We start from the raw sequence: 11195 nt of genomic DNA on the forward strand, positions 1-11195 counted from the left end.
GAGCAGCGCGGCCGCAACGACCGCAACGATGGCGAGCAGCAACAGCCAGATCACGCCGCGCATCGCTGCTGCCCTCTCTTGTCGCGACGCGAAGACAGCGTCACCGACCCTGCGCCGCGGCATCGAGCGCGGTCAGCGTTTCATCGGGACGCGGCAGGTCGGCCTCGCCGGCCTGAGCCGCCACGCTGCGCAACAGTTCGCTGAGCAACAGGGTCTTGCGCGCGTCGGCGTCGAAATAGCGTTCTGTTGCACTGGCCGCCTCCTGGAGGTCGGCGCGCGCCGTATCGAACTGGCGGCTTTGCAGCGCGACACGCGCATTCAGGATTCTGAGCTTGAGGTTCTCGCGCAGGAAAAAGCTTTGCTCGGGCGCGAGCAACATGGCCTCGGGCCGGTCGATGCGGGTCACGCGCACCAACCCGCGGGCCTCCTGCCACACGCTGCGCCACCAGTCGCCGGCGTTGGCCGGCAACCAGGCCCACATGTTTTCCGATCCGGCGGCGGGTGATGCCGATGCGGCCGCCGGCGGCACAGACGGGGCGGCAGGAGGCGCAGAAGCGACGGGAGCGGGCGCCGACGCGGCGGAGGGCGTCGCTGAAACAGGGGCGTCGGCAAGAAGCGCAGCGCGTGTCGCGGCGGTGGCCGGCGCATCGATGACGCGCAGCGGCGCGTCGTCCACCAGGCGCACCGCTTCGTCGAGCTTGATCGCCAGCGACGCGATGTCGGCCACGCCGACCGACCGGATGCGGTCGAGGTCGCGCGCGATCGCGCGGCGTACGTTCTCGAAGCGCGGCTGCTCGGTGCGTGCCAGCCGCTCGTCGGCCGCAGTCAGCGCGGCGACCAGCGGCTCGGCGCTGCCGGTGATGGCGGTCTGCTGCACGGCCACGCGAATACCGCCTTCGATGTCCACGAGGAGGCTTTCCTGGCCCGAACGGGCCATCGACTGGATCAGCCCTTCGAGCTGGCTGCGCTGCATCGTCGACTCGGCCACCCGCTCTTCCAGCAGCGCCACCTTGGCTCCGGCTTCCTGCGCGCTTTCTCGGGCCTGCTTGGCCATCAGATGCGCCTCGGTGGCCTGCCCGGCGCTGGCCGTCTGGCGGCGCACGAGTTCTTGCTCGAGGGTTTGAACGCGTTCCTGCGTGCGCCAGGCGAGCGCCAGGGCCGCCAGCGCGAGCAGGGCAAGCAGCAAGCCACCGGCAAGCCACCAGCGCCGCGAACGACGCGGTGCCACGGCAGCGGCTGGCGCTGCGGGTGGGAGGGGGGGCTGAGGGGAAGGCGACGCGGGCGTCGCCTCGGAAGGCAGTCGGGGGTCGCTCACGGTGCGTCGGATTCTATCGGCCGGGTTTGCGCGGCCTCGATCGCCGCGACGATGGCCGCCAGCGTGGGCGATGCCTCGAGCACGCGGGCGAAGCCTGCGGTGCGTGCGCGCTCGGCGATGCGCGGATGCGTGGCCAGCGCCTGCGCCACGGTCCAGGGCCGCTGCAGTGCGTGCTCGGCCGCCAGCCGCTCGAGCTGGTCGATCGCCTCGGAACTGCTGAACAACCACAGGTGCATGTCGGGTGCGGCCAGCGCCTGCGCCCACACGGCTTGCTCTGCGGCATCGAGCCGCGGCGCACCGCGCCGATAAGCCGCCACGAACTCGACCGCCGCGCCGGCCGCGGTCAAGGTTTGCGACAGCCATTCGCGGCCACTGCCCTGCGGCTCTCCCTCCACGCTGCCGCGCACGATCAACACTGAAGCGCCACCCCAGGGGCCATGGCTTTGCAACACCGCCCACAGCGCCTCCGAATCGAAGCGGCCGCCGTCTATCGCCGGCTCCACGATCGCCGCCGCCGGCACGCCGGCCTCCCGCAGCGCCGCGCTGCTGCCCGGCCCGGGCGCTGCAGCGCGCAGGCTGGTCGGCCAATTGCAGTCAGGCGGACGCTGTGCGAAGAACTGCGCTGCCGCATTGGGGCTCACGAACACCAGCAACGTGCGTGATGCGAGCGAGCGCCAGACCGCCTGAACCGCACGCGGATCGGCGGGAGGCTGGATTTCGATCAGCGGCAAGGCCGTCGCTTCAATGCCTTGCTCGGCGAGGCGCAGGACCCACTCGCGCGCCTGCGCTCTTGGGCGGGTGACAAGCACACGCATGCGGGGATTCCCGCTCACGCGCCGGGCGAAGCTGGCGTCTGCGCTGCCAGCAGCGGCGCGAGCAGCGCCGCTCCGCCCTGATCGCGCAGGCGCTGAGCCGCCGCGTGGCCCAGCGCTTCGGCCGAGGCCACGTCGGCCACGGCCGCCTCGAGCTCCACGCGCAGCAAGACCGGCGCCTCGCCCTCCGCGCTGCCGAGTGCCGCGCTCAGCGTCAGCCGCCCGTCGCCTTGCCAGTGCGCGTGCGCAGCCAGCGGCATGCTGCAACTGCCGCCGAGCTGGCGCGAGACCGCACGCTCGGCGTGCACGGCCAGCCACGCCGGTGCGTCCTTCAGGGATTGCAAGGCAGCCCAGAGCAGCGGATGGCGCTCGGCGCAATCGGCGCGCACCTCGATGCCCAATGCACCCTGCCCTGCCGCGGGAATCATCGCGTCTGGCTCGAAGACGCTGCGCATGCGCGAGGACAGGCCGAGCCGCTTGAGGCCGGCGGCGGCCAGCACGATGGCGTCGTAATGACCCTCGTCGAGCTTGCGTAGCCGCGTATCGAGGTTGCCGCGCAAGGGCTCGATGCGCAGGTCGGGGCGCTGCGCACGCAGTTGACTCAAGCGGCGCAGGCTGGAAGTGCCGACCACGGCGCCCTGCGGCAGCGCGGCCAGGTCGGCGTAGCGCGGCGACACCCAGGCGTCTCGCGGGTCCTCGCGCTCGAGCACCGCGGCGAGCACGAAGCCGGCCGGCAGGTCCATCGGCACGTCCTTGAGCGAATGCACTGCGAGATGCGCTGCACCGCTTTCGATCGCCGTCTCCAGCTCCTTGACGAACAGGCCCTTGCCGCCCACCTTGCTCAGCGTGCGGTCGAGGATCTGGTCGCCTCGCGTGGTCATGCCGAGCAGTTCCACCGGCGCCTGCAGCCGAGCTTTCAGCAGGCCGCGCACATGCTCGGCCTGCCACAGTGCGAGGCGGCTTTCTCGCGTGGCGATGACCCATCTAAACGCTTGCGAATTCATCGCTCGATGCTAGCAGCGGCCGAACGCGGGCCGGCTCTGCTGGCACGGCCGCTGCTAGCATCCCTCGCCTTCGATCCGCCCTCTTTTTCGAGCTTGCGAGCCACTCACATGCCCTCCCCTTCCCGCCGCAGAACCGCTCCTGCCGACGACGAGAACCGCCCGCTGATCGAAGACATCCGCCTGCTCGGGCGCATCCTCGGCGACGTGATCCGCGAACAGGAAGGCGTGGCGGCCTTCGATCTGATCGAGCGCATCCGCCAGCTCGCCGTGGCCTACCGGCTCAAGCGCGATGCGCAGGCCGGCCGCTCGCTCGACCGGTTGCTCAAGAACCTGTCGGTCGACCAGGCCGTCTCGGTCGTGCGCGCGTTCAGCTACTTCTCGCACCTGGCCAACCTGGCCGAGGACCGCCACAACGTGCGCCAGCGCGAACGCGACGAACGCAGCGGCACGGCGCTGCAGGGCTCGCTGGCGATGAGCTTCGAGCGGCTGGCTCGGCGCGGCGTGCGTGCGTCCGACATCGCCGAGACGCTGGCCCACGCCTATCTGTCCCCCGTGCTCACGGCGCACCCGACCGAGGTGCAGCGCAAGAGCGTGCTCGACGCCGAACGTGCGGTGGCCGAGTTGATCGGCGTGCGCGACGCGCTGCCGACGGAGCGCGAGCTCGCCGCCAACGAGCAACACCTGCGCGCACGCGTCACGCAGCTCTGGCAAACGCGCCTGTTGCGCACCTCCAAGCTGAGCGTGGCCAACGAGATCGACAACGCGCTGAGCTACTACCAGAGCACCTTCCTGCGCCAGATCCCGCTGCTCTATGCCGAGATCGAACAGATGCTTCCCGGCTTCGAGATCGCGCCCTTCTTCCGCATGGGCAACTGGATCGGCGGCGACCGCGACGGCAACCCCAACGTCAGCGCCGGAACGCTGCGCTTCGCGCTGGCGCGTCACAGCGAAACCGTGCTGCGCTTTTACCTGACCGAAGTGCACGAGCTTGGCGCCGAGCTGTCGATGTCCGGGCTTTTGGTCAAGGTGACGCCGGCGTTGCGCGCGCTCGCCGAGCGCTCGGGCGACCGCAGCGAGCACCGCGTCGACGAGCCCTACCGCCGCGCGCTGATCGGCGTGTATGCGCGCCTGGCCGGCACGCTGCACGCGCTGACCGGCACCGAGGCCCTGCGCCATGCGATCGCACCGTCCGAGCCCTACGGCGCCGCCTCGGAACTGCTGGACGACCTGCGCGCGGTCGAAGCCTCGCTCGCCTCGCACTTCGGCGCCGCGCTGGCCGTGGGCCGCCTGCGCCCGCTGATCCGCGCCGTGCAGGTTTTCGGCTTTCACCTGGCCACGATAGACCTGCGCCAGAGCTCCGACCAGCACGAGGCGGTGCTTGCCGAACTGATGGCCACCGCGCGCATCGAGGCCGACTACTCCGCGCTGCCCGAGGACGCCAAGATCGCCTTGCTGCTGCGCCTGCTGTCCGACGCGCGCGGCCTGCAGGTGCGCGAAGCTGCCTACAGCGAGCGCACGCGCGGCGAACTGGCGATCTTCGAGGCGGCGCGCGAACTGCGGCAACGTTTCGGCACCGCCGCGATCCGCCACTGCATCATTTCGCACACCGAGACGGTGAGCGACCTGCTCGAGGTGCTGCTGCTGCAAAAGGAATGCGGGCTGCTCCACGGCACGCTCGATGCGCACGGCGAAAGCGCCGACGCGGCGCGCGCCGACCTCATCGTCGTGCCGCTGTTCGAGACCATCGCCGACCTGCGCCGCGCCGCGCCGATCATGCGTGAGTTCTACGCGCTGCCCGGCGTGCTGCCCATGATCCTGCGCGGCCGCGCAGACCAGTACGACGAGCAGGACGTCATGCTCGGCTACTCCGACAGCAACAAGGACGGGGGCTTCTTCACCAGCAACTGGGAGCTCTACCGCGCGGAGACGGCACTGGTCGAGCTGTTCGAGCCGCTCAAGCGCGAAAAAGGCCTGAGGCTGCGCCTGTTCCATGGCCGCGGCGGCACCGTCGGCCGCGGCGGCGGGCCGAGCTACGAGGCGATCCTGGCGCAGCCGCCCGGCACGGTGAACGGGCAGATCCGGCTCACCGAACAAGGCGAGGTGATCGCGTCGAAGTACGCCAACCCGCGGATCGGCCGGCGCAACCTGGAAACCCTGGTCGCTGCCACGCTCGAGGCCACCTTGCTACCGCCGCGGCGCAAGGCACCGCAACTCTTTCTCGACGCCGCCGCCGAACTCTCGACGCTCGGCATGGCCGCCTACCGCGGACTGGTGTACGAGACGCCCGGCTTTGCCGACTACTTCTTCGCCGCCACGCCCATCCGCGAAATCGCCGAACTCAACATCGGCTCGCGGCCGGCCGCCCGGCCCAAGGACGGGCATGCAAAACCCGCCATCGAAGACCTGCGAGCGATTCCCTGGGGCTTCTCGTGGGGGCAGTGCCGCATCGCGCTGCCGGGCTGGTACGGCTTCGGCTCGGCGGTCGAGCGCTTCCTGGCCGGCACGGCGCCGAAGGCTGCCAAAGGTGCGCGGGCCGAGCGGCTCGCGCTGCTGCAGCGCATGCATGCGCAGTGGCCGTTCTTCACCACGCTGCTGTCCAACATGGACATGGTGCTGGCCAAGAGCGATCTGGCGGTGGCGCTGCGCTACGTGGAGCTGGTGCCCGACAAGCGCGCAGCCCGCAAGATCTTCGCGCAGATCCAGGCCGAGTGGGACCGCACCCAGGCGGCGCTCTCGCAGATCACCGGCGAGACCCGGCGGCTGGCAAGCAACCCGGCGCTGGCGCGCTCGATCGAATACCGCTTCCCCTATCTCGACCCGCTGAACCACCTGCAGGTCGAACTGATGCGCCGCTACCGGGCGCAACGCGGCGAGAGCGAGCCGCACGATCGCGTGCAGCGCGGCATTCACATGTCGATCAACGGCGTGGCGGCGGGGTTGCGGAATTCGGGCTGAGCCTGTCTCGCCGTCACCGTCGCGGTAGCCGTTGCGCAGCAAGGCACCCGCGGTCACGGCCTCCTCTCGCGTCACGTTCAGGTTACGGCGGCCCCCTCCGATACCCCTGAATCGCCCCCGGCATCACCTCATCCGCGTGATGCCCGTGCCCGTCGTCTCGATCATGGTCATGCCCGCCGCCGCCATGATCGTGCGCGAGACCCGACAACACGGCGATCATGCCGACGCCCACCGCCAGCCAGGCCAGTTGCGTAAGCGTGTCGCGCCAGGCCAGCCGGCGCTGCAGTTGCGGAATCAAATCGGCCACGGCCACGTAAATGAAGCTGCTCGACGCAATCACCAGCAGGAAGGGCAACCAGGCCTGGAAGGGTTGGATTACGAAGTAGCCGAGCACGCCACCGACCACCGCCGCCAGACCGGAAATCGCGTTGTAGGCCAGCGCGCGCGCCCGCGAAAAACCGGCATTGAGCAGCACGATGTAGTCGCCGACCTCCTGCGGAATCTCGTGGGCGATCACCGCGGCGGCGGTCGCAACGCCGAGCCGAACATCGACCAGGAAGGCAGTGGCGATCAGCACCCCGTCGCAGAAGTTGTGGATGCTGTCGCCGAGCAGCACGCTCCAGCCGCCGCGGCCGGCTTGCTCGGCGTCGAACTGGTGATGGTGATGGTGGCCGTCGCCCTCGTGATGGTGGCTGTGGCGGTAGAGCTCCACCTTCTCGAGCAAGAAGAAGAACAGCAGTCCGCCCAGCAGCGTGGCGAACAAGGCCTGCGGCGAAGCGCCGCCGGTCACTTCGAAGGCTTCCGGCAGCAGCTTGAGCAAGGCGGTGCCGAGCAGCACGCCGGCCGACAGGCTCACCAGATGGCGCACGATCAGCTTGAGCACCGACAGCGTCAGCGCAGCGGCGATCGTCACGGACAGCACGCCGCCGGCCAATGTGGCCACGACGATCCAGAGCAGCGTGTCGGACATATTGTTCTTGTGCCTCGGAAATCCGGGAAGTTGCGCGGTGGAAAAGACGGCTGTAGCGACTCAAGATGTCAAAAAGAAACCGCGCCGGAAGAGGCGCGGTTGCTGCGGTCTGTAGCACCCGCGGCCCGGTTGCGGCTTGCGGGTGCCTCGCGTTGCCACGGCTGCCGCGTCCGGCGCCGCAGGCAACGCCTTACACGCCGTGCGCCTCGAGCCACGCCAGACATCGCTTCCACCCGTTCTCCGCAGCCTCCTTGCGGTAGCTCGGGCGGTAATCGGCATGAAAAGCGTGCGGCGCATCGGGGTAGATCGAGAACTCCGATTCGCGCGCCGCCTCGTTGCCGGCCGCCAAAACTGATTTCATCTTATCAATAGTGTCAAGCGGGATGCCGCCGTCCTGGCCGCCATAGAGGCCGAGCACCGGCGCGTGCAGCTTGCCGGCCACGTCGACCGGATGCCGAGGCGCCAGGGCGGTTGCCTCGCCGACCAGCCGCCCGTACCACGCAACGCCGGCCTTCACCCGCGGGTTGTGCGCCGTGTAAAGCCAGGTGATGCGCCCACCCCAGCAAAAGCCGGTGATGCCGAGCCGGCCGGTGTCGCCGCCATTCGACGCCGCCCAGGCGACGCTCGCGTTCAGGTCTTCCATCGTCTGCGCATCCGGCTTCTTGCTCACCACTTCCTTGATGAGCGTGGGGATGTCGGTGTAGGCGCGGGCATCGCCCTGACGCGCGAACAACTCGGGCGCGATGGCCAGATAGCCTTGCTTGGCCAAGCGCCGCGCCACATCGGCGATGTGTTCGTGCACGCCGAAGACTTCGCTGATCACCAGCACCACGGGCGCTCCGTCCGTGCCGGCCATCGTCGCCGAGGGCACCGCGCGGTAGGCCGGCATGCGGAAGTCGCCGACGGGAATGGTCACCGGCCCGGCGATGAGGCCTTGAGTGTCGGTGGCGACGGTCTGTGCCGCCACGGGCAGCACTGCGGCGGCAAAGCCCGAGCCCACGGCGGTAGCGACGAAATCGCGGCGACTGAGGTCGCGCGTCGGATGCAGGCTGTCGAATTCCTCTTGCAGCATGGTGGGCTCTCCGGTGGCAGGGTGCGGCGATTCTAGGAACGCAGCAGCGGCCGCGTGCACACAGGGTCGGGCCGTCGATTGCGGACACAATGCCCGCCATGCCAGCGCCAGCCGCCACCGTTGAAGCCGTCGATCCGTCGGTGCTGGCCGCCATCGACCTCGGCTCCAACAGCTTTCGGCTCGAGATCGGCCAGCTCTCGCGCGGCCGCTACAAGCGCATCGATTACCTGAAGGAAACCGTGCGCTTGGGCGGTGGGCTCGACGCCGACGGCCGGCTGGGCGAAGAGGCTCAGGCGCGCGGCCTCGAGTGCCTGACGCGCTTTGCCGCGCGGCTCGACGGCTTCGACGCCTCGCAGGTCCGTGCGGTGGCCACCCAGACCCTGCGCGAGGCACGCAACCGCGACGCTTTCCTGGCTCGCGCCCGCTCGGTGCTGGGCCAGCCGATCGAGGTGATCTCCGGCCGCGAAGAGGCGCGTCTGATCTTCGCCGGCGTCGCGCGCCTTCAGCCGAGCGAGCGCACGCGCCTGGTGATCGACATCGGCGGCCGCTCCACCGAAATGATCCTCGGCCAGGGCCGCACCCCGCGGCACGCCGAGAGCTTCCAGGTCGGCAGCGTCAGCCTGTCGATGCGCTTCTTCCCCGACGGCCGATTCACGGAAGCCGGCTTTCGGGCGGCACAGATCGCGGCCGGCGCCGAACTCGAGGAGGCGCTGCAGCCCTTCGCGCCGGGCCAGTGGGTCGAAGCGCTGGGCTCCTCCGGCACGGTGGGTGCGGTGTCGCAGCTTCTGGCGGCCAACGGCATCAGCGACGGTGCGATCACGCCTGTGGGTCTGCGCTGGTGCATCGAAGCCTGTCTCGCCGCCGGGCACCAGGACGCGCTCGAGCTGCCCGGCCTCAAGGCCGACCGCCGCGCGGTGCTCGGCGGCGGCTTGTCGATCCTGTACACGCTGGCGATGCAGTTCGGCATCGACGCGCTTCAGCCGGCACGCGGCGCGTTGCGCCAGGGCGTCATCTTCGATCTGGCCGAGCGGCGCGAAGCGGTGCTGGCTCAAGGCCGGCGCGGCGCGGCCGATGGCACGGTGCGCGATCTGCGCGACGGCTCTGTGCAGGAACTGCAGCGCCGTTTCGGCAGCGATCTGCTGCAGGCGGCGCGGGTCAGGCGGCTCGCGCTGGCGCTGTACCGCAGCGTCGCGCCGCGAGGTCTCGGCGACGGCGGCGGCCTCCCGGGCGAGACCGCGCGGGAACTCGGCTGGGCCGCGCTGCTGCACGAGATCGGCATGTCGGTTTCGCACCATGACCATCACCGCCACAGCGCCTACCTGCTGGCTCACGTGGACGCCCCGGGCTTTTCCCAGAGCCAGCAGCGGCGCGTTGCCGAACTGGTGCTCGGGCACCGGGGCGGCCTTCGCAAGCTGGGCAGCACGCTGGAAGAAGAAACGAGCCTGTGGCCGGTGTTGTGCCTGCGGCTGGCCGCCGTGCTCTGCCATGCACGCAACGATGTCGCCGACACCGTGGCGAGCCTCAAACGAGTGCCGCAAGGCGCTCAGCTTCGGCTCGGGGCCGCGTGGGCCGGGGGTCATCCGCGCACGATGTTCCTGCTGAGCGAGGAAACGCGCGCCTGGGAGCGCGCCGGGCGGCTGCAACTGGAAGTTGCCGAGGATCGCTGAGTGCGGTGCAGCGCGGCGGCGCTTCAGGAACGCCGCTCTTTGCTACAGCAGGTCGGGCCCCTGCACCGCCTGCAGCACCACCTGCACTTCGCCATCTCGTTCGCGGTGGCGCAGCCACCAGACGGCGCCTTTCTTCATCGCCCAGTACTTGTCGACGTCGGCCAGCAGCCGTGCGGCAGTGAAACCGAGCGTCGGCTGATGGCCGACCACCAGCACCGGCTCGTTCGATTCCGGCCAGCGCACTGCCGCCAGCAGTTCATCGACACCCGCATCGTGCGCCAGTGACTCGACCGTCCTGAAGTTGCGCTTGAGCGCCGTGGCCGTCTGTTGCGCCCGCACCGCCGGGCTGACCAGCACCCGGGTGGAAGCCGCCAGGCGCTGGTTGAGCCACTCGGCCATGCGCTGCGCTTGGCGTTCGCCCTTGGGTGTGAGCGCCCGTTCGGCGTCGCTCTGGCCTTCGCGTACCAAGTGCGCTTCGGCATGCCGCCACAGGATCAGATCCATGCCGTGCTCCGGTGCCCTTGTTCCGGTCAAAGCTTATAGCGGCGCATCAACGCCTGCTGTGCGCTGGGACCCTCGCTCGCAACGCGCTCGTAGCGGCCGTCGCTGCGCTGCAGCCAGGCGTCTTTCGCGTCGCGCAGGTAGGGCACCAGGCATTCGTCTATCACGCGCTGGCGCAGGACGGGGTCGCGCACCGGCCAGGCAACCTCGATGCGGCGCTGCATGTTGCGCGTCATCCAGTCGGCGCTCGAAAGGTAGAGCAGCTCTTCGTCCTCACCGGTCCCGAAGCGGAAGTACGAGATGCGCGTGTGCTCCAGAAAGCGTCCGACCACCGAGCGCACGCGGATGCGGTCGGTCAAACCGTGCAGGCCGGGCGGCAGCATGCAGGCGCCGCGCACGATCAGGTCGATTTCGACGCCGGCTTGCGAAGCGGCCACGAGTGCGGCGATCAACGCCTCGTCGGTCAGCGCATTGAGCTTGACGACGATGCGTGCCGCCCTGCCTTCGCGAGCCGCCTGTTCGCAACGCTCGATGAGCCGCAACATCTGTTTGTGCAGGCTGCTCGGCGCAAGCAGCAACTGCCGGGGCGCCTTGCCGCGGGTCAGGCTGGCGAGCTGCTGGAACACCAGGTCCGCGTCGGCCGTCAGCGTGGGATCGGCGGTCATGCAGCCGATGTCGGTGTACAGGCGAGCCGTCTTCGGGTTGTAGTTGCCGGTGGACAGGTGCGCGTAGCGGCGCAGCCGGCTGCCGCGCGGCGTGTCCTCTCGGCGGGTGACGAGCAGCAGCTTGGCGTGCGTCTTCAGCCCGACGATGCCGTACACCACCTGCGCGCCCACCGCCTCCAGCCGCTCGGCCCAGTTGATGTTGGCCTCCTCGTCGAAGCGGGCCTTGAGCTCCAC

Annotated in this window: 8 protein-coding genes and 1 pseudogene; 2 read left to right on the forward strand and 7 right to left on the reverse strand. The window is 69.8% G+C overall.

All coding sequences use genetic code 11. From position 1 onward, the window contains the following. Positions 1 to 100 precede the first annotated feature (100 nt). From H0W40_RS01325 to hemC, 3 genes are all read right to left on the reverse strand, one after another. Positions 101 to 1228, reverse strand: coding sequence for a uroporphyrinogen-III C-methyltransferase (locus tag H0W40_RS01325; protein WP_292442252.1), 1128 nt, complete (start codon positions 1226 to 1228; stop codon positions 101 to 103). A gap of 83 nt (positions 1229 to 1311) precedes the next feature. Continuing rightward, a complete protein-coding gene (locus H0W40_RS01330; protein WP_292442253.1) occupies positions 1312 to 2130 on the reverse strand; it encodes a uroporphyrinogen-III synthase in 819 nt (272 codons plus the stop codon). A gap of 14 nt (positions 2131 to 2144) precedes the next feature. Further along, a complete protein-coding gene (gene hemC, locus H0W40_RS01335) occupies positions 2145 to 3131 on the reverse strand; it encodes a hydroxymethylbilane synthase (protein ID WP_292442254.1) in 987 nt (328 codons plus the stop codon). Positions 3132 to 3239: 108 nt separating this feature from the next. Between hemC and ppc the strand changes: the two genes are divergently transcribed. Further along, positions 3240 to 6086, forward strand: coding sequence for a phosphoenolpyruvate carboxylase (gene ppc, locus H0W40_RS01340; RefSeq protein ID WP_292442256.1), 2847 nt, complete (start codon positions 3240 to 3242; stop codon positions 6084 to 6086). A gap of 82 nt (positions 6087 to 6168) precedes the next feature. On the opposite strand, the gene H0W40_RS01345 is transcribed toward ppc, so the two are convergent. Both H0W40_RS01345 and H0W40_RS01350 read right to left on the reverse strand, forming a co-directional pair. Further along, positions 6169 to 7056: a ZIP family metal transporter gene (locus H0W40_RS01345; RefSeq protein WP_292442257.1), complete on the reverse strand. Its 888-nt coding sequence runs from the start codon at positions 7054 to 7056 to the stop codon at positions 6169 to 6171. A 190-nt stretch (positions 7057 to 7246) separates the two neighbouring features. Continuing rightward, the gene (locus H0W40_RS01350; protein ID WP_292442258.1) at positions 7247 to 8128 is read right to left on the reverse strand and encodes a dienelactone hydrolase family protein; all 882 of its coding nucleotides are present in this window, start codon (positions 8126 to 8128) and stop codon (positions 7247 to 7249) included. Positions 8129 to 8226: 98 nt separating this feature from the next. Between H0W40_RS01350 and H0W40_RS01355 the strand changes: the two genes are divergently transcribed. Further along, positions 8227 to 9795 carry a Ppx/GppA phosphatase family protein gene (locus H0W40_RS01355; RefSeq protein WP_292442259.1) on the forward strand — a complete coding sequence of 523 codons (1569 nt, stop codon included), beginning with the start codon at positions 8227 to 8229 and terminating at the stop codon, positions 9793 to 9795. A gap of 42 nt (positions 9796 to 9837) precedes the next feature. Here the strand turns inward: H0W40_RS01355 and sixA are convergent, their stop codons facing one another. Both sixA and H0W40_RS01365 read right to left on the reverse strand, forming a co-directional pair. Beyond that, positions 9838 to 10299: a phosphohistidine phosphatase SixA gene (gene sixA / locus H0W40_RS01360; protein ID WP_292442260.1), complete on the reverse strand. Its 462-nt coding sequence runs from the start codon at positions 10297 to 10299 to the stop codon at positions 9838 to 9840. 26 nt (positions 10300 to 10325) lie between these two features. After that, a pseudogene (locus tag H0W40_RS01365) lies at positions 10326 to 11195 on the reverse strand (polyphosphate kinase 1); the annotation flags it as partial.

This window comes from Methylibium sp., from assembly GCF_013817345.1.
Lineage (GTDB): Bacteria > Pseudomonadota > Gammaproteobacteria > Burkholderiales > Burkholderiaceae_C > Methylibium.